The 17,336-nt window shown below is 70.4% G+C and carries 16 protein-coding genes and 1 pseudogene; 6 read left to right on the forward strand and 11 right to left on the reverse strand.

Annotated elements, in window-relative coordinates:
• Positions 1–56: 56 nt before the first annotated feature.
• Complete coding sequence (locus ABZ896_RS00635; RefSeq protein ID WP_360919583.1) at positions 57–1,196, forward strand: YihY/virulence factor BrkB family protein; 1,140 nt, start codon at positions 57–59, stop codon at positions 1,194–1,196.
• Between the two features lie 91 nt (positions 1,197–1,287).
• Here the strand turns inward: ABZ896_RS00635 and ABZ896_RS00640 are convergent, their stop codons facing one another.
• Positions 1,288–2,124 (reverse strand): NAD(P)H-binding protein, encoded by an 837-nt coding sequence (locus ABZ896_RS00640; RefSeq protein ID WP_360919585.1) that lies wholly within the window; start codon positions 2,122–2,124, stop codon positions 1,288–1,290.
• An 81-nt stretch (positions 2,125–2,205) separates the two neighbouring features.
• Between ABZ896_RS00640 and ABZ896_RS00645 the strand changes: the two genes are divergently transcribed.
• Positions 2,206–3,144 carry an AraC family transcriptional regulator gene (locus tag ABZ896_RS00645; RefSeq protein WP_360919588.1) on the forward strand — a complete coding sequence of 313 codons (939 nt, stop codon included), beginning with the start codon at positions 2,206–2,208 and terminating at the stop codon, positions 3,142–3,144.
• 9 nt (positions 3,145–3,153) lie between these two features.
• Positions 3,154–3,828 (forward strand): helix-turn-helix domain-containing protein, encoded by a 675-nt coding sequence (locus ABZ896_RS00650; protein WP_360919591.1) that lies wholly within the window; start codon positions 3,154–3,156, stop codon positions 3,826–3,828.
• Here ABZ896_RS00650 and ABZ896_RS00655 read toward each other — a convergent pair.
• The 3 genes from ABZ896_RS00655 to ABZ896_RS00665 are packed head-to-tail and all read right to left on the reverse strand — an operon-like array spanning position 3,817 to position 7,142.
• Positions 3,817–4,212, reverse strand: a complete 396-nt coding sequence (locus tag ABZ896_RS00655; RefSeq protein ID WP_360919594.1) for a VOC family protein — start codon at positions 4,210–4,212, stop codon at positions 3,817–3,819. The genes ABZ896_RS00650 and ABZ896_RS00655 overlap by 12 nt on opposite strands.
• Positions 4,213–4,272: 60 nt before the next feature.
• The gene (locus ABZ896_RS00660) at positions 4,273–6,762 is read right to left on the reverse strand and encodes a caspase family protein (protein WP_360919598.1); all 2,490 of its coding nucleotides are present in this window, start codon (positions 6,760–6,762) and stop codon (positions 4,273–4,275) included.
• The gene (locus ABZ896_RS00665) at positions 6,759–7,142 is read right to left on the reverse strand and encodes a hypothetical protein (RefSeq protein ID WP_360919600.1); all 384 of its coding nucleotides are present in this window, start codon (positions 7,140–7,142) and stop codon (positions 6,759–6,761) included. The genes ABZ896_RS00660 and ABZ896_RS00665 overlap by 4 nt, the downstream gene beginning before the upstream one ends.
• Positions 7,143–7,370: 228 nt before the next feature.
• Here ABZ896_RS00665 and ABZ896_RS00670 point away from each other — a divergent pair.
• From ABZ896_RS00670 to ABZ896_RS00680, 3 genes and pseudogenes are all read left to right on the forward strand, one after another.
• A pseudogene (locus tag ABZ896_RS00670) lies at positions 7,371–7,493 on the forward strand (TetR family transcriptional regulator); the annotation flags it as partial.
• Positions 7,494–7,503: 10 nt separating this feature from the next.
• On the forward strand, positions 7,504–8,163 hold the full coding sequence (locus tag ABZ896_RS00675) for a ThuA domain-containing protein (protein WP_360919603.1): 660 nt from the start codon (positions 7,504–7,506) through the stop codon (positions 8,161–8,163).
• A 253-nt stretch (positions 8,164–8,416) separates the two neighbouring features.
• Positions 8,417–8,956 (forward strand): hypothetical protein, encoded by a 540-nt coding sequence (locus ABZ896_RS00680; protein ID WP_360919606.1) that lies wholly within the window; start codon positions 8,417–8,419, stop codon positions 8,954–8,956.
• 166 nt (positions 8,957–9,122) lie between these two features.
• Here ABZ896_RS00680 and ABZ896_RS00685 read toward each other — a convergent pair whose 3' ends face one another.
• The 7 genes from ABZ896_RS00685 to ABZ896_RS00715 form a co-directional block, all read right to left on the reverse strand.
• Positions 9,123–9,554, reverse strand: coding sequence for a helix-turn-helix transcriptional regulator (locus ABZ896_RS00685; RefSeq protein ID WP_360919609.1), 432 nt, complete (start codon positions 9,552–9,554; stop codon positions 9,123–9,125).
• Between the two features lie 291 nt (positions 9,555–9,845).
• Positions 9,846–10,904, reverse strand: a complete 1,059-nt coding sequence (locus ABZ896_RS00690; RefSeq protein WP_360919611.1) for a substrate-binding domain-containing protein — start codon at positions 10,902–10,904, stop codon at positions 9,846–9,848.
• 176 nt (positions 10,905–11,080) lie between these two features.
• The gene (locus ABZ896_RS00695; RefSeq protein ID WP_360919614.1) at positions 11,081–12,679 is read right to left on the reverse strand and encodes a family 43 glycosylhydrolase; all 1,599 of its coding nucleotides are present in this window, start codon (positions 12,677–12,679) and stop codon (positions 11,081–11,083) included.
• Complete coding sequence (locus tag ABZ896_RS00700) at positions 12,676–13,581, reverse strand: carbohydrate ABC transporter permease (protein ID WP_360919617.1); 906 nt, start codon at positions 13,579–13,581, stop codon at positions 12,676–12,678. Before ABZ896_RS00700 ends, ABZ896_RS00695 begins: the two co-directional genes overlap by 4 nt.
• Positions 13,581–14,465: a sugar ABC transporter permease gene (locus tag ABZ896_RS00705; protein WP_360919620.1), complete on the reverse strand. Its 885-nt coding sequence runs from the start codon at positions 14,463–14,465 to the stop codon at positions 13,581–13,583. Before ABZ896_RS00705 ends, ABZ896_RS00700 begins: the two co-directional genes overlap by 1 nt.
• A gap of 39 nt (positions 14,466–14,504) precedes the next feature.
• A complete protein-coding gene (locus ABZ896_RS00710; protein ID WP_360919623.1) occupies positions 14,505–15,839 on the reverse strand; it encodes an extracellular solute-binding protein in 1,335 nt (444 codons plus the stop codon).
• A 312-nt stretch (positions 15,840–16,151) separates the two neighbouring features.
• Positions 16,152–17,240 carry a LacI family DNA-binding transcriptional regulator gene (locus ABZ896_RS00715; protein WP_360919626.1) on the reverse strand — a complete coding sequence of 363 codons (1,089 nt, stop codon included), beginning with the start codon at positions 17,238–17,240 and terminating at the stop codon, positions 16,152–16,154.
• Positions 17,241–17,336 lie beyond the last annotated feature (96 nt).

Raw genomic sequence — 17,336 nt, forward strand, 5'->3', positions numbered from 1 at the left:
CGGAGGTCATGGCACCGGGGATGAGTGCACGCTCCCACGGCGGATACCTTTAGGTCGTGCAGTCAGCAAGCGAATCCTCCGAGCGGCCCTCCGGTCGCCTCCACCGGGCCCGTGCCCTCTACCGGAACGTCTCCAAGCGCAGGACCGCCTGGCTGCTGCTCAAGGACACCGTCAACTCGTGCATCGAGTACCGCATCCTGGGCCTCGCCGCGGAGGCCGCGTTCTTCTCGCTGCTGTCCGTGCCGCCGCTGCTGCTCAGCCTCATCGGCCTGCTCGGCTACGTCGACGACTGGACCGGCACCGACAGCATCAGCAGTCTGGAGGCCAACCTCCTGGACGCGGCGCGCACGGTGCTGTCCGACAAGGGGGTCCGTGAGATCGCGCAGCCGATCCTCGACGACGTCATGAAGGGCGGCCGCCCCGACGTCATCTCCGTCGGCTTCCTGTTCGCCCTGTGGTCCGGGTCGCGCGCGGTGAACGTCTTCATCGACACGATCACGGTGATGTACGGCCTCGACGGTGTCCGGGGGATCGTCAAGACCCGGCTGGTCGCGTTCGCGCTGTTCATCGCCGCGCTGCTGATCGGGTCCATCGCGCTGCCGCTCATGGTGGCCGGGCCGGACGCGGTGGTGCGGATCGTGCCGTGGTCGGCGACGGTGGTTCAGGTTCTGTACTGGCCTGTGGTGATCGTGTTGTCCGTGGCCTTTCTGACCACGCTGTACCACGTGTCCGTTCCGGTGCGGTCGCCGTGGATCGAGGATGTGCCGGGGGCGCTCGTGGCGTTGGCCATGTGGGTGCTCGGGAGCTTCCTGCTGCGGATCTATCTCCAGAGCACGATCGAGGGGGCGACGATCTACGGGTCGCTCGCGGCAGCCGTCGCCGTGTTGTTGTGGATCGGGGTGTCGGCGTTCGCGGTGCTCGTGGGGGCCGCCGTCAACGCCGCGATCGACCGGGTGTGGCCGGCTGCGGCCACGGCGGCGGCGCGGGCGGCGAACGAGCGGTTGCGGGAGGCGCAGGTGGCCGAGTATGTGGCTCGGGCTGCGGCGCATCGGGAGCCGGTGGATCCGGAGGATCCCGACATGCCCTCGGAGTTTCCGGAGCGGTGGTCGCGGTTCTTGCCGCCGGAGGATGTGACGTCTCGGTTGCGGACACACGCGAAGACGACGCATCCCCCGCAGAAGCCGGAAGGGTCCTGAGGGGGTGCGTTGTCGGGTGCGGGCCGGTGGGGGCTTGTCGCGCCCGCGCGGCGGAGCCGCAAATCGATACAGCCCCGCGCCCCTGAGTGGGTTACCGCTTCCAGGATCCGGCAGTTGCTGCTTCCCTCGCGAAGGTTGTGAAGTCCCCCGGCTCGCGCCCGAGTACCTGTTGCACGCCGTCCGACAGGTACGCGTTGCGGCCGTCCAGTAGTTGCTCGAACGCCTCCACCAGCGCGTCTGCTTCCTCCTCCGGGACCCCGAACTCCGCAAGGCGCTGCCCGTATTCGCGGGCGGACACCGACCGATACGCCAACTCCCTCCCCGCGGCCCTTCCGATCTCCGCGACCGCCTCTCCGAAGGTCAGCAGACGGGGGCCCGAGACCGTCACCGTCTCGCCGACGTAGCGGTCGCCTTCCGTCAGGGTCGTTGCCACCACGTCCCCGATGTCCCGTACGTCCACGAACGGTTCACGCACCTCGCCCGCCGGGAACACCAGCTCCCCGCTCAGGCGCAGCTCCTCCACCAGGGGGCCCTCGCTGAAGTTCTGGGCGAACCACGCGGCCCGTACGATCGTCCAGTCCGCCCCCGACGCCCGCAGCGCCTCCTCCGCGTCCCGTGCCCGGTCCTGCCCCCGCGCGGACAGCAGCACCAGGCGTCGTACGCCGAGACGTACCGCCTCGCGTGCCAGTGCGCCGATCGCCTCGGCGGCGCCGGGTGCGCCGATGTCCGAGGGGAAGACGAGGTACGCCGCGTCCGCGCCCTGGAGCACTTGGGGCCAGGTCGAGGGGTCCTGCCAGTCGAAACCCCGGGTCCGTGAGGCGGGTCGTACCGTGAGGCCCGCCGCCTCGGCCGAGCGTGCCACCCGGCTGCCCGTACGGCCCGAGGCGCCGGTCACCACCACCGTCGTGTTCCGCTTGTTCTCCGTCATGCGAACGAGTCAACTCCCGCGCCGGGCAAGGGCCCATCGCTGAACCGCTCATTCCCATGCGTACGCGTCTACGCTGGCCGTATGGACGCTCTGGCAGGCCTGCTGGAAGGACCGCGGGCGCGTGGCGCCTTCATGATCCGTGCGTGTTTCGAGCCGCCGTGGGCGGTGCGCGTCGAGGACCGCGCCCCCCTGACCGTGATGCTGCTGGTCCGCGGTGACGCCTGGGTCGTCCCGGACACGGGGGAGCGGATCCGGCTGCGGCCCGGCGACCTCGCCATCGCACGCGGCCCCGACCCCTACACCTGCGCCGACGACCCCGCCACCGAGCCGCAGGCGCTGATCCTGCCCGGCGCGGAGTGCCGCTACCCCGACGGCCGCGCCCTCAACGGCTCCATGGACCTCGGTGTGCGCACCTGGGGCGACCGGCTCGACGGCTCCACGGTGGTGCTCATCGGGACGTACCTGATGGCGGGCGAGATCAGCAACCGGCTGCTCGACGCCCTGCCGCCGCTGCTGTCGCTGACCACCGACGTGTGGGAGTGCCCGCTCACCCCGCTCCTCATGGAGGAGATCGTGCGCGACGAACCGGGTCAGGAGGTCGTCCTCGACCGCCTCCTCGACCTACTGGTCATCGCCGCGCTGCGGGCCTGGTTCTCCCGCCCCGAGGCGCGGCCGCCGGCCTGGTACGCGGCGCTCGCGGACCCCGTCGTGGGACGGGTGCTGCGGCTGATGCAGGACGACGCCGCGTACCCGTGGACGGTCGCGTCCCTCGCGGCGAAGGCGGGCGTGTCGCGGGCGGCGCTCGCGCGTCGCTTCACGGAGCTGGTGGGGGAGCCGGTGATGACGTATCTGACCGGGTGGCGGCTGGCGATCGCCGCGGACCGGCTGCGGGGCAGCGACGCGACGCTGGAGGCGATCGCCCGGCAGGTGGGGTACGGGAGCGCGTTCGCCCTGTCCAACGCCTTCAAGAGGGTGTACGGGGTGAGTCCGCAGGAGCACCGGGGCCGGGTCGCCTCGTAGGCTGGCTCCGTGTACAGCGAAAGGGCGTCCTCGCTGCTGCCGGGGGCCGTCGTCTGGACGAACACGCCGTCCGCCGGCGGGCCCGGGCGGGTGCTGCCCGACGGGTGCATGGACCTGCTCTGGAACGAGGGGCGGCTGCTGGTCGCCGGGCCCGACACCAAGGCTTACGTCACCCAGGGCGATCCGAGTGTCTGGTCCGGCCTGCGTTTCCGTCCCGGTGCCATGCCCGCCCTCCTCGGCGTCCCCGCGCATGAACTGCGCGACCGCCGGGTGGAGTTGACCGAGCTCTGGCCGGCGGGGGAGGTGCGGCGGCTGGAAGGGCGGGTGACCCAGGGCTCCGACCCCGTCACCGTGCTCGAAGAGATCGCGGCGGAGCGCGCGGACCCTCCGGACGTGCTGTTGACCGCACTTGTCGGTGCCCTGCGGAGGGGCCGGCCCGTCGGGGCGGTGGCCGACGAACTCGGCCTCGGCGCCCGCCAGTTGCACCGACGATCCCTCACCGCCTTCGGCTACGGACCGAAGACCCTGGCCCGCATCCTGCGCATGCGACGCGCGCTCGCGCTGGCGGGGGAGGGCGTGTCGTTCGCGGAGACCGCGGCCCTCGCCGGATACGCGGACCAGGCCCATCTGGCGCGCGAGGTACGGGAGTTCACGGGCATGGCCCTGGGTGCGCTATTGCGCTAGAGGTGCGAACAGGTCGACCCCGTTGCCGTCCGGATCGTGCACGACGGCGTACCGCTGCCCCCAGAAGGCGTCCCACGGCTTGAGCTCACCGTGGTAGCCGGCCCCCACCAGGTCCTCGTACACCGCGTCGACCTCCTCCGCCGAGCCACACCGCAGAGCGAGCGACAAGCGCCCGCCCCCGACCGGCGCCCGCCAGCCCGCATGGAACGACCGGACGGTCTCCTCGGTGTCCAGCAACAACCGCAACCCACCTGGCAGTTCGGCCTCGACATGCGGCTCCCGCTCAACCCCCGCGCCGAACCCGAACCCGAGCCGACGGTAGAAGGCGACGGAGGCGGCCATGTCGGAGACGACCATCCCGATGGCATCGAATCGTGGAGTCATGGGGCCACCGTAGGCAGCGGCCGGGCGGCCGGTCTTGAAGGAATCGGACACGGCGGCTCCTCAGTCGGGTGCCGGGGTCTTGTCCGTGGGGCGACGGGGCAGGCGGGTCATACGGGAGTGACGGTGGCCCGCGTGGCGAGCGACGGCTCGGTCCAGCTCAAGCGGCGTGGTGGCGAGACGGCTGACTTCGATGGCGACGACCCGTAGGCCGCCGTACTCCTGCGGAAACCGCCACCACAGCGAGCGGGGCGGGCGAGCGCCGGGCCGCAGCCACATGACCAGCGAATGGCGGACCGAGGGGTGCTGGCGCACCATGATGCCGATGCTCTCGATGTCGCCCCACGGCACTCGCAGGGTGTGGATCCGCAGCGCGTGCACGACGAGAGTCAGGCCCGAGGTGCCGATGTGCAGGGTCATGCGGTGGTGGCCGGTGAGGAAATAGGCCAGGAGGCCGAAGACGGGCAACTGGCTGAGGAGCAAGGCGTCGACGGTGACCAGCAGGTCTGGCAGGGGGCCGAGGTCGTTCGACGCCATCGATACCGAGAGGGTCGGTGCGAAGAGAGCCGCTTCGAGCGCCACTGCGGTGCCTTGTGTGCGCAGGCCGGTGAACTTCGTACCGTCCCTCATCGACGCGGCACGCCTTGCTCGTGCCGCCCGGGCAGGGGTGGAACGTAGCCAGGCGTGCTCGGCTTCCGTGACCTGTCCTTTGCCGCCGTAGCGTCGTAGTGCCTCGTCGAGCCGCTGCGGCTCCCGGGTCACCTCGGTGAGGGAGCAAAGGGTGAGGCAGCCGAGGGCGAGTTTGGGCAGATAGAACGCCGTGCGGTCGAGCGGTTCCAGCCCGGCGCGAGGCGTGGGGCTTAGCGCCAGCAGTCCCAGGCTGTTCACGCCGGGGGGCCAGTCAACGACACCGATCCGCTCGATCTCGGACCACGCGTAGGCGATCTCCAGGTCGAACCGGGTGAGGGAGACCCCCGCCGCGCTGATCTCCAGCCGGACCGGGCGCAGGACCCGGGACCCGCAGAACCACAGCACGGCGCATGCGGCGGCGCAGATCAGCAGGGGGCCGATCCGGTAGCCGAAGGTACTGGGCCGGGTGAAGAGGACGGTTGGGAAGGAGAGGTAGGCGACCGCGGCAGCGGCGGCCGCCACGGCGGCGAAAAGGCGCCGGTCGGTGCCGAACACCTCGACCGGGTCCTGGTCCGGTTCGGGAAGGGCGAGCTGCCCGCCGCTCGGGGTCCACGCCGAGCCTGCGTTTCGTGCGAGGGCCTTCTCCACGACGACCGGCGGAGTGTCGAGATGCCGCAGGTCCGCGAAGCGCAGGGCACCGGTCTCGGGGTCCCGCCGCGGGCCTGGAGTGCCGCGGTTTCCCGTCTTTATCAGGACGCCGGGCTTCGGCCGCAGCATCAGCGTGTACTGGTTGCCGCGCAGCCGGCTTCCGGGACTGGCGGCCACCCACACCCGGCCGACCCGGTGCCACGGGTAGTAGAAGTGTTCCCTGCCGTAGCGGACCTCGATGCCCTCCGACGCGATGACGAGAGAGTAGTTCTCCGGGCGGGTCCGGCTCAGCCACATCAGCACCAGGATCGCTGCGACGCAGGCCGCGATCGCGATGGCGCCGTTGGTCTTGGAGGGGTCCAGTTGCTCGTCCCCGCGGGGTCCGAAGCGGACGTACACCCAGGCCGCGCCGCCCATGGCCGGGAGCCCCGCGCCCCACCATCGTGTTCGCCGGTACCAGGTGTCGTAGGTCAGCCGCGTCTCCGGAACCAGCTCCTTCACCTCCTTCACCATCGAGATCCGCGCGGATCTCCCTTCCGCCGCGTTCCGCACCAGCGCCAGCGACGCGTGGTCGTTGGACGCCTGTTGCTGCGGGCGTGGCATACGGCGGTGCTCCAGGGCCGTGGCTAGAGGCTCGAACAGGGCGCTGAGGGTGAGGAGTTCGGGGCCGCCGGGCACGCCATCGCGCAGCAGTTGGATCAGCTCGCCGGTGAACGCGGTGTAGCGGTCCTCCGGCGGCGCGTAGGACTTGAGGTCGGCGGAGGACGAGGTGAGCAGATGGGTGCCGCGGATGCCGAGCGGCACCGGGGTGCCGTCCGAGGCGCTCATCATGGCGTCCATGACCCAGCCGCTCTGGCAGCAGTCCAGGATGAGGATCTTGTTGCGGCAGGCGGCCGTCTCGAAGATCTCCCGGATCGCCTGGAACGGCACTGACGTCCAGCGCAGATCGCTCTGGTCGGTCCCGGTCAGGGCCAGGTGCAGCTCGGTGTAGTCGTGGTTGAGGATGCCGTGCCCGGAGAAGTAGACGAGCAGGGTGTCCGGGGCGTCGTGGGCCGCCTCGCGGATCTGCCGGCACACGCCCCGGGGGTCGGAGGAGTCCTGCACGACCGCGCATCTGCCGGGCAGGAAACCGCCGTCGTCCGACGTGAGCAGCTCGTGCAGGACCTCCAGGTTGTTGCGGACCGCGAGCAGCGGCTTCAGGTCCTGGCTGTCGTACGCCGAGGTGCCGACGAGGACCGCGCGCGACCGCCGAGGGTCCGGCAGTCTCGGGCTCATGGCCGTGGCGGATTCACGTGCTCGCGCATGGCCTGCTCCAGCAGCAGCCGGGCGTCCTCGGCCGAATCGGCGGTGACCTTGGCGCTGCGGCCGTCAGCCAGGGTGATCTCCACGGATGCCGCGGACCGGCGTGCCTGGAGCAGCGCGGGCAGGGTCGTGACGAGTGCGGTCAGGGCGCCGCCGCTGCCGAGCCCGACCAGCAGCAGCTCGATGCCGCCGCCGCTCATCTCGCCCTCGGCGAGGGCGGACGGTACGGAGCCCACATGGCCACGCAGGTCCGGATGGGCCGTCAACTGCCGCCGGAGGGCGGCGACATCGCCCGGACGTATATCCGTCCCGTCGTCCTCCAGCAGACGCAACCGAACGTTCAAGACCGACATGCCCGAACTCCCCCGTGCGTACGGCAGTTACCGCTGTCAGTGTGCAACAAGAGGGAGGCGAGCGGCAGTCGTAATCACTGGTCTGTATGGGCAGTTCATGAGGGAGACGAGGCGTACCGGGCCCTCAGAGGAGAGGCGTTGGGTGTCCAGGTCGGCGACCAGGCGGCGGAATCCGGCCGGGTCCGGGGTGGGCGCGCGACGGTCGTCGTCAGGACTCGTGCCGTCGGGGAACGGGCCGACGCATTGGGCCGCATCCTCATGCTGCTGCACGAAGGCGCCCTCGTTGCCCACGGAACGAGCGTCTTCCCGGATGCCCTCGGTCACGCGCGAGCATTCCTTGCCGCCTTCTAGGCTCAGCCGCATGACTGCCCGACTCCTCCTCCACACCCGCACCACCGCCTACCGCCACGACTCCATCCCGGCCGGGATCGCCGCCGTGCGCGCCCTCGGTGACTTCGACGTCGACGCGACCGAGGATCCGGGCGCCCTCGAACAGCCCCTCGACGGGTACGCGGCGGTCGTCTTCCTCTCGACCAGCGGCGAGGTGCTGACCCCCGCCGGACGTCGACGGCTGAAGGAGTACGTCGAGTCGGGCGGGGGTTTCGTCGGGGTGCACGCGGCCGCCTGTACCGAGTACGCGTGGCCGTACTACGGCGAACTCCTCGGTGCCCGCTTCGACCGGCACCCCGAGTACCAGCCCGGCAAGGTGCTCGTCGAGGACCGGACTCATCCGGCGACCCGACACCTGCCCGCCGTATGGGAGTTCACCGACGAGTGGTACGACTTTCGCTCCAACCCCCGTGCGACGGTACGGGTGTTGGCGGCGGCGGATGAGTCGTCGTACGAGGGCGGTGGGATGGGGGCCGACCACCCGCTGGTGTGGTGCCGGGAGCAGGGGGAGGGGCGGGTCTTCTACACCGCGCTCGGACACGCCGCCGAGGCGTACGACGACCCGGACTTCCGCGCCCATCTGCGCGGCGGGATCACCTGGGCGGCCCGGTCGGCGGCCAACCCGGCCTGAACCGCGTCCCGTTGCGTCCCAGCAGGTCCCGGACCGGTCCGGGAGGTCCCGGACCGTCCCCGCTCCCGACCCGCCGCCGACGGGACGGCCCTCGCCACACGGCTGGACCGTCCCCCGCCGGTCCACGTCCGCCGGCAGGCCTCGCCCCGGCGGCGCGCGGCCGGAAACCTTGGTCGGGCAAGCGAGACGAGCCGTCCCAGAGGGGAACCGACGGGGGTACCACGGGTGGCGGCGGTTCGGAAAGGACAACCTCATGACCATGCGCAAGCGGGCCGTCGCGATGGTGACGGCCGTGCTGCTGGGCGCCGGGGCCACCGGCATCGCCCTGGCGCCCACGGCGACCGCGGCCTCCTACCACGGCGTCGACGGCAACGGCGGCGTCAACGACGACTGGGGCGACGAGGAGAACCTCGGCGTCGACAACTACGCCGAGTCCAACGCGACCGCGCTGTGGGAGACGATCCTGTACGCGGACGGCGCCAAGTGGCAGGACGACGACGGGGACTGGCACAACTTCTCCAAGAGCCAGATCGACGGCTCCTTCGGCCCGGAGACCGAGTCGGCCACGCAGTGGTGGCAGGACCACTACCACCTCACCGAGAACGACGGCGTGGTCACCGACCAGAGCTGGGAGTTCGCCCAACAGTGGCTCACCGGACCGTACTCGGGCGGCATCGTCCTGTACGACGGTGACGTCCGCGACGTCACCTTCAAGCGGGTCAGCGGCAAGTACCGGGTGAAGCTCAAGGGCACGGGGTCCTGGCGGATCGCGTACTACGACCAACTGGGCTGATCGACACGGGGGGAGCGGAGGGCCGTAGGGTCAGCCGCTCTCCTGACGGGTGCCGGGCGGCGGGTGGTCGTGCCGGTCAGCCGCTCTCCTGACGGGTGCCGGGGGCGGGTCGTCGTAACGGTCAGCCGCTCCCCTGACGGTGCCCGGCGGCGCGTGGTCGTACCGGTCAGCCGCTCCCTGTCGGCAGTGCCCACACCAGCCCTGCCACCAGCAGCACGATCACGGCGAACGAGACCAGCGCCGCGGTGCGCCACCGGCGGTACTCCAGGGCCGGCGGCCCCGCCACGACCGCGACCTCGCCGGGCGGCACGGCGGGCGGCACCAGGGGGCCGTGCGGCCAGACCGGGTCGGCCAGGTCCCACAGCGCCAGCAGCCGGGCCTGGTCCGCACCGGCCACCCGGCACAGCGCCTGCACCGCGCCCCGCGGCGGCTGCTTGGCCCCGCTGAGATACCGCTGCCACGACGACTTGCTGTACGCGGTGCGCCGGGCGAGTTCGGCGAGGCTCAGGCCGGTGCGGTCCTTGAGGCGGCGCAGCTGCTCGACGAGAGCCCGGGCCTCCCTCGGCAGCGAATCCGGCAGCGGCCGCCAGCGCGTCATGGTTCTTCGTCCCCCAAGTACTGGCCACCACGCCCCACTTGCCCGGACCTGAGGCCCCCTCCCCGCCGCAACGTTCGACGCCGGTCCGCGACGACCAGTTCCCTTCCTCCGCAGTTGAGCGAATGTGAGCGAAACAGTCACTCAGGGGCCCGTAACAAGGGCGTGCTGTAGGAGGCTTCTGGGGCCGAGCCGTCCCAGAGCTTCACCGGGAACCCGGAGCGACGGGCCATGGCGGACGAATTCCCCGTAGCCATCGGTCCGGTCACGGAGGAATAGTTCCCCGGCCGCCCCTCAGCCGCGCGGCGCCCCCGTGCTCGCCCGCTCCACCAACCGCGTGGACAACTCCGTCCGCGTGCTCTCCGGGCGGTCGCCGTCCATCATCCGTACCAGGAGGCGGAGGGCCGTCGCCGCCATCTCCGACAGGGGCTGGCGGACCGTCGTGAGGGCCGGGGCCGCCCAGCGGGCCTCCGGCAGGTCGTCGAAGCCCACGACGCTGATGTCGTCCGGCACCTTCAACCCCCGTTCGGCCAGGGCCTCGTAGACCCCGAGCGCCATGTGGTCCGAGCAGACGAAGACCGCCGTCGGCGGCTCGGGCAGGTCGAGGAGTTCCAGCATCCGCAGCCGTGCCAGGCCCTCGTCGAAGCCTGCCTGGCGGAGGTACTCGGGACGCTGCCGTACCCCTGCCGCGACCAGCGCGGAGCGGTAGCCCGCCACCCTCGCACTGCTGCACATCTTGCGCTGATGACCCGCCACCACCGCGATGCGCTCGTGCCCGAGGCCCAGCAGATGCTCGGTGGCCGTCACCCCGCCCTGCCAGTTCGCCGCGCCCACCGAGACCACGCCCGGCGGCGGCTCCAGGACCGGGTCGATCAGGACGTACGGGATGCGGTGCTGGTCCAGCCAGCCGTACTGCGACGACGTCAGCTCGGCCAGGTTGAACAGCACCCCGGACGAGCCGCGCGCGGTCAACTTGTCCAGCCAGCCGCGCTCCGGGCGGCCCGCCCGGGTGCGGTTCAGGCCGGCCGAGACCACGACCTCCAGTCCCGCGTCGTGGGCCGCCGCCTCCACCCCGTGCAGCACCGCCCCCGACCAGGAGCTGTCCAGCGAGTGCACGACCAGGTCGACCAGGCCGGACGCCTTCGCCGCGTCGAACCTCGGCCGGCGGACGTAGCCGAGCCGGTCCAGCGCCTCGGTGACCCGGCGGCGGGTCTCGGGGGCCACGTCCTCGCGCCCGTTGACCACCTTGGAGGCGGTCGGCACGGACACACCCGCCTCCCGGGCCACGACGGCCAGGGTCGGGCCGGCGGCCACGCCCCCGTTCCCCGTGCGGACACTCCCCGTGCGGACCATGGGGGACCACCTCTCCGGCCCGCCCGAGGGCCATGAAAGTTTCGACCAGCGCGAAACGGTCAGCGCGAAACAGTAAGCGCTTCCTACCCTAGGTTCGCCCGCCGAGGTGGGGAAGAGGTCAGGCTTCGCAGGTCGTTATGGCCCTTGCGTTTTCGAAACTTCGAACACGGCGACGGTCACCCGCAGCTCAGCCGGAACCCCCTGAAATCGGCCGTGAAGGCCGCGTCCACGAGATCCACGGCGTGGATGCCGGCCATCGCTCCCGTGAACCGCAGCTTCGATCCGTGGTCGTCGGAGAGCCGGCTGAAGTCCAGCGGCTCACCGACGGGCGTGCGAGTCCCGTCGTGGATGTGCCAGAACCGAGCGGTGGGGCCGTCGACCGTCACGCCCAACGTCACGGGTTCCGCGGCCTCGATGTCGGCCGTCGCCACGGTCCTGGTGCTCGACTCGTCGCGTTCCGTCAGCCGGATCACGGTCCGTCCGCCGTCCCGCCACTGCTGGCCGTGCTGCCCCTCGCCCTCGCGCTCCGCCCAGGTCAGGTCGAGCGAGAGATAGGCCTCGGTGTTGTACCAGAGCACCAGGCCCGCTGCCTGAGTGAACGTCACCGGCCGTGCCTCGACGGTGACTTCGGCCTCCGCCCGGTGCTCGGTGATCCGCTGGGCGAGAAGACTGTGCGCCCAACGCGACTCGGGTCCGTGCCGCCCGCGCAGCCGGATCCAGCCCGGCCGGGCTGCCGGGTCCGCCCAGGACGCGTCGGGGGCGGCCCGCAGTGTGCTCCACGGCCAGCCCAACGCCCCTTCGGCTACGGCGGGTTGCCCCACCGGACGCTCCTCCGGCCACTCCCGCGTCGCTACGTCCACCTCGACCGCCGGATGCACACCCCCGTGGCGCATCCTCGGCCGGCCCTCCGCGTCCCACGTCACCGCCTGGATCGCCGTCTCCCGCCCGAGCGTGCAGCGCGGGCCCTCCGGAGTGGCCACCGGCCGAGCCGTGAGGTGGCTCAACACCCAGTCGCCGTCCGGGGTTTGGACCAGTTCCGCGTGACCGGCCTTCTGCAGCGGCAGCGACGGGTCGTCCCGGGACGTCAGCAGCGGCTGCGCGTCGAGTTCGTACGGGCCGGCCAGAGTACGGCTTCGCGCCACCCGTACGCCGTGCTCGAAACCCGTGCCGCCCTCCGCCAGCACCAGGTGGTACCAGCCGTCGTGCCGCAGCAACTTCGGTCCCTCGATGAGCCGTTCGTGCTGGAGCAGCAGGCGGGTGTCGCCGACCGGTGCCAGCGACTCGCGGTCCAGTTCGGTCAGGACGATGCCCGCGAACCGGTTGCCGCCGGGGCGGTGGTCGTTCTGGAGGTTGAGCAGCCACAGCCGCCCGTCCTCGTGGAAGAGCGCGGGGTCGAAGCCGTGGCTCGCCACCCGGCGCGGTGCCGTCCACTTGCCGCCGACTTCCGTGGCCGTACACACATAGGTGTTCGTGTCGAAGTACGGCGTGCCCACCGAGCGGACGATCGAGTAGACGACCCAGAAGCGTTCGCCGTCCCAGCTCAGCGAGGGTGCCCAGATGCCGCCCGAATCGGGCACGCCCGCAAGGGAGTTGCCCGGGACAGCGCCCTCCACATGGCCCGCGTACTCCCAGTGGGCAAGGTCACGCGAGCGGTGCAGAGGGATCGTCGGGAACCACTCGAAGGAGCTGGTCGCCACGTAGTACCAGTCGCCGACCCGGACCATCGACGGGTCGGGGGCGAAGCCGCGGATCACCGGGTTGTGCAACAGGGTCACTTGAGGGCTCCCAGGGTGACTCCGCTGCGCCAGTAGCGGCGCATCGCGACCATCATGATCGCCATCGGGATGATCGAGAGCAGGGCGCCGGTGAGGACCAGGCTGGTGAGGTCGATGCCGGACTCCGCGCGTTTGCCGGACCAGTTGTACAGGCCGATGTTGAGGGTCCAGTTCTCCTCGCCGCGCAGCACGGTCAGCGGGAGAAAGAAGGCGTTCCAGGTGTTGACGAAGGCGAGCAGGAACACCGTCGCGCCGCCGGTCGTCATCATCCGCAGCACGATGCTGAAGAAGATGCGCAGCTCGCCGGCGCCGTCGAGGCGGGCGGCCTCCAGAAGCTCGTAGGGGATGGTCGCCTCGGTGTAGACCTTGGCGAGGTACACGCTGAACGGGTTGATCAGACAGGGGATCAGCATCGCCCAGGGCGTGTCGACCAGACCGATCTCCGAGAACAGCAGGTACAGCGGCAGCGTCAGCAGTGCGATCGGGATCAGGAACGAACCGACCACGCACGCGAACACCAGCCCGCGGCCCGGGAAGTCGAAGCGCGCGAGGCCGTAGCCCGTGGCGAGCGCGAGCAGCGTGCCACCGAGGGAGCCGACACCCGCGTACAGGAACGAGTTGGCCGTCCAGCGCAGGAAGATGCCGTTCTCGTAGGTGAACACCTGGTGCAGGTTGGACCACAGGTGCCAGTCGGCGAACCACATGCCGTTGGTCTGGTACAGGCTCGTGCGGTCCTTGGTGGCGGCGACGATCAGCCACCACACCGGGAAGAGGCTGTAGACGCTCGCCAGGGCCAGGCCGACCAGGAGGAAGCGCTGACCGCCGCGGGAACGGGCGGCCGGGTCCGGCTTGGTCAGCCGCCTGATGTGCGAGTTCTTCGCGCGTTCTTCGGTGAGCGTCATCAGTCGGTCTCCTTCGAGGTGAGCCGGTAGAACAGGAAGGAGGCCACGCCGAGGATGAGGGCGAGCAGGACCGACAGGGTCGCGGCGTAGTGGTAGTTGCCCGCGTTGAAGGCCTGGTTGTAGATGATCATGATGGGGGTGAAGCTGTCGTCGATGGTCTGCGGGGTGACGTTCCGGAACAGCGCCGGCTCGTTGAAGAGCTGGAGCATCTGGATGATGGAGAGCATCCCGGTCAGCACCAACGCGCCCCGCACGAACGGGATCTTGATGCTCAGGGCGATCCGCCGCTCCGAGGCGCCGTCCAGGCGCGCGGCCTCGAACAGCTCACGGGGCACGCCCTGGAGCGCCGAGTAGATGATCACCATGTTGTAGCCGATGCCGTGCCAGGTCAGCAGGTTGCCGATGGACGGCCACACCATCGACGGAGCGAAGAAGTTCCAGGAGAAGCCGAACACCTCGCCGAGCGGGGTCAGCGGGCCGACGTCCGGGCTGTAGACGTTCAGCCACACGATCGCGGCGACCACACCGGGGATCATGTACGGCACCAGCAGCAGGATCCGGAACCGCCCGGCCATCTTCGAGGACACCGCGTCCAGGAGGAGGGCGAGGACCAGGCTGATCAGGAGCATCACCGGGATCTGCACACAGGCGAAGAGCACCACCCGCAGGACGGATCCCATGAACGCCGAGTCGGTCAGGCCCTGTTGGTAGTTGTCCAGCCCGGAGAACCTGTCCGTGCTGCCGCCCAGCCCGAGCCCGGAGGACTGCGAGCGGTACAGCGACTGGTAGACGGCGTACCCGATCGGGAGCAGGTACAGGAAGACGAAGCCGAGCTGGAAGGGCACCGTGAACGCGGCACCCTTCCAGCGCAGGGAGCGAATCATCAGAGGTAAGCCTTACAGTCTCTAGCCCTTGACCAGCCTCTAGCCCTTGACGTTGATACCGCGGGACTTCAGGTCGTCGACCGTCCACTTCTGCATGTGCGCGAGGAGGTCGGTCACCGTGATGTCCTTGCTGACCACCTTGCCCCACTGGCTCTGCAGCTCGGTGAACATGGCGGTCCAGTTCGGGCCGAAGGTCCAGTCGGTGGTGACGGTGCCCAGGCTGTCCTTCACGACCTGCTGGGCCGGCTGGTAGTCCGAGCCGAGCAGCTTCTCGGAGATCGCCTCGGGCACGTAGGAGTCGCTGTCCTTGAGCGCCGGCATCACACCGCTGCCGGTCTCCGGGCTCGCCATGATCTTCACCGCCTTGGTGTCCGTGGACATCCACAGCGCGGCCTCGGCGGCCTGCTCCTGGTTCTCGCACTGCGCGGAGACGAGCGTCAGGTTGGCGCTCTGGTTGGTGCCGGCCGGCGTCTTGGCGGCCTCGCCCGCGAAGGTCGGCCAGGGGGACAGCGCCCACTTGCCGAAGGACTTGGTGAAGTTCTGCACCATGCCCGACATCTGCCAGGTGGAGATCTGCCGGGTCGCGGTCGCGCCGGTGTCGAAGCTGCGCTGCACGGCCGCGTAGTCGGCGAAGGACAGCTTGGCGTTCAGATCGTTGTCGATGATCTCCTGGATCACCTTCGCGGCCTTCAGGGAGCCCGCGTCCTGGAAGTCCACCTTCCAGGCATTGCCGTCGATCGCGTACCAGTGCGCGCCGGCCTGCATGGACAGGACCTCCAGGGTGCTGGGGTCCTCACCGGCGTAGTTGGTGATCTTGATGCCGTGCTTCTTGAGGACCTTGCCCGCGGCGATGAACTCGTCCCAGGTCGTCGGGGCCTTGAGGCCGTACTTCTTGAAGATGTCCGTGCGGTAGATCGTGAACGCGGGTGCCGAGGCGGTCGGGACGCCGTAGACCTTGCCCTGCACCTGGCCGGAGGCCCACGAGCCGGAGTTGAACTCGTCCTTGCTCGACTCGACGTACTTCGTGATGTCGGCCAGCGCGCCCTGCGCCACCCAGCTGGTCACGTACTCACCGGTGTTCTGCAGCAGACAGGGGGCGTTCTTCGCCTTGACCGCGTTGCTCAGCTGCTTCTGCATCGTCAGCTGGTCGGTGACCTTCGTGTACTTCAGCTGGATGTCCTTGTGCGAGGCGTTGAACGCCTTGACGACCGCGTCCTGGCCGTTGGCCCAGCCCCAGAACTGGAGCGTGACCGGGCCCGACGACTTGGTGCCGCCGGAGTCGTCGGAACCACCGCAGGCGGTGAGCAGACCTGACAGCGCGAGACCCGCGACGGCGACGCGGGCGAACCTTCTCCGGGGGCTGCTGAAGTTCATCTGTCCGTATTCCTTCGGGAAGTAGGGCGTCTCGGAGAGGAGCCGGGAGGGAGAGAGGGGCCGGGGGAGGGAGACAGCAGAAGCTGTAGTAACCGGTTGCTGGGACGGTAGGTCGACGCTTCGGTGGTTAGCAAGAGGTGCGCGGCAATTTGTTACGCCGGTTTGTCCGTGGGGTTAGCGCTGGACACGCGGCCAGTACGCGCGCGGGAGCCGATGAAGCGCCAGGTCAGCGGCTTGTCAGGGGGTCGCCTAAGAGGCGCGGCGCCATGGGGGAGCGGTGCCCCGGACCCTGGAAGAGGTATGTGAAACCGTTTACGAAACGATCTCAACCGGCCGCACGGAGTTCCGCACGACGATATGGGTGCCCAGCACCAGATGGTCCCCGTCGGCGCCCCTGCGGCGCGACCCGCCGCCCTCACGCCGGTCGGCGACCGCCCGCAGGGCGACCCGGCCCATCTCCTCGTACGGCACGTGCACCGTGGTGAGCTGGGGCGTGAGCTGGGAGGCCAGCGGGATGTCGTCGTAGCCGACGATGGACACGTCCTCGGGCACCCGCAGCCCCGCGGCCCGCAGCGCCTGCATCGCGCCCGCCGCGACCACGTCCGTCCCGGCGAGCACCGCGGTGAAGTCGAGCCCGTCGCGCAGGCTCTCCTCGACCGCGTCGTAGCCGTGCTCGTAGTCGTACGCGCCGTGCCGCACCATGGCCGCCCCGAAGGGCACGCCGTAGGCCTCGAAGGCGCGCCGGGCGCCCTCCAACCGGCCCTGCGCGGTGGTGAGTTCCTGGTGGCCCGGCAGGACGAGGACCCGGCGGTGGCCGGCCGACAGCAGATGGCTGGCCATCGCGTAGGCGCCGCCCTCGTTGTCGTAGTCGACCGTCGTGGCCGGGACGTCGCCCTCCAGGGGCGGGCGGCCCACCAGCACCAGATGCGAGCCGGCCGCGTCCAGGGAGCGGGCGAAGCGGGCCATCCGCAACTGGTACTCGTCGTAGTCGTAGGCGCCGCCGAGCAGGACCACCGCGGCCACCCCCTGCTGGCGCATGAGGTTGACCAGGGCCAGCTCGCGCTCGGGGTCGTCGCCGGTGGTGCCGACCAGGGAGAGCCAGCCGCGCAGCGTGGCCGCGCCCTCGACCCCCTTGGCCACGTGGGCGAAGGCCGCGCCGGTGATGTTGTTGATGAGGATCGCGACCGTCGGGGTGCCGCCGCCGGCGAGGGAGCGGGCGTGCGCGTTGGTGACGTAGTCGAGGTCTCCCACGACCTTCATCACCTTGCGGCGCAGGTCCTCCGAGACCGGGTAGTTGCCCGACAGCACCCGCGAGACGCTGGCCACGGAGACGCCCGCGCGCTCCGCCACGTCGCGGATGGTGGCCCTGCCGGCCTCACCGGGCGCCTTGCGCTGACTCACCCTTGCGGCTCCTTCGCGGTAGTGGCCTCCGCCGGTGCTCGCCGCGGTGGCCCCTGCGGGTCCGGAAACCGTATCCCATGGCGGATCCGGGGCCGA

This window comes from Streptomyces sp. NPDC047072, from assembly GCF_040643855.1.
GTDB lineage: Bacteria > Actinomycetota > Actinomycetes > Streptomycetales > Streptomycetaceae > Streptomyces.

Excerpts from the sequence above, each read along its gene's own strand:
- ABZ896_RS00710 (WP_360919623.1), bottom strand. The coding sequence starts at position 15,839 with ATGAACTTCAGCAGCCCCCGGAGAAGGTTCGCCCGCGTCGCCGTCGCG.
- ABZ896_RS00665 (WP_360919600.1), bottom strand. The coding sequence starts at position 7,142 with ATGTCGGTCTTGAACGTTCGGTTGCGTCTGCTGGAGGACGACGGGACG.
- ABZ896_RS00660 (WP_360919598.1), bottom strand. The coding sequence starts at position 6,762 with ATGAGCCCGAGACTGCCGGACCCTCGGCGGTCGCGCGCGGTCCTCGTC.
- ABZ896_RS00640 (WP_360919585.1), bottom strand. The coding sequence starts at position 2,124 with ATGACGGAGAACAAGCGGAACACGACGGTGGTGGTGACCGGCGCCTCG.
- ABZ896_RS00675 (WP_360919603.1), top strand. The coding sequence starts at position 7,504 with ATGACTGCCCGACTCCTCCTCCACACCCGCACCACCGCCTACCGCCAC.
- ABZ896_RS00685 (WP_360919609.1), bottom strand. The coding sequence starts at position 9,554 with ATGACGCGCTGGCGGCCGCTGCCGGATTCGCTGCCGAGGGAGGCCCGG.
- ABZ896_RS00705 (WP_360919620.1), bottom strand. The coding sequence starts at position 14,465 with ATGATTCGCTCCCTGCGCTGGAAGGGTGCCGCGTTCACGGTGCCCTTC.
- ABZ896_RS00700 (WP_360919617.1), bottom strand. The coding sequence starts at position 13,581 with ATGACGCTCACCGAAGAACGCGCGAAGAACTCGCACATCAGGCGGCTG.
- ABZ896_RS00680 (WP_360919606.1), top strand. The coding sequence starts at position 8,417 with ATGACCATGCGCAAGCGGGCCGTCGCGATGGTGACGGCCGTGCTGCTG.
- ABZ896_RS00655 (WP_360919594.1), bottom strand. The coding sequence starts at position 4,212 with ATGACTCCACGATTCGATGCCATCGGGATGGTCGTCTCCGACATGGCC.
- ABZ896_RS00690 (WP_360919611.1), bottom strand. The coding sequence starts at position 10,904 with ATGGTCCGCACGGGGAGTGTCCGCACGGGGAACGGGGGCGTGGCCGCC.
- ABZ896_RS00645 (WP_360919588.1), top strand. The coding sequence starts at position 2,206 with ATGGACGCTCTGGCAGGCCTGCTGGAAGGACCGCGGGCGCGTGGCGCC.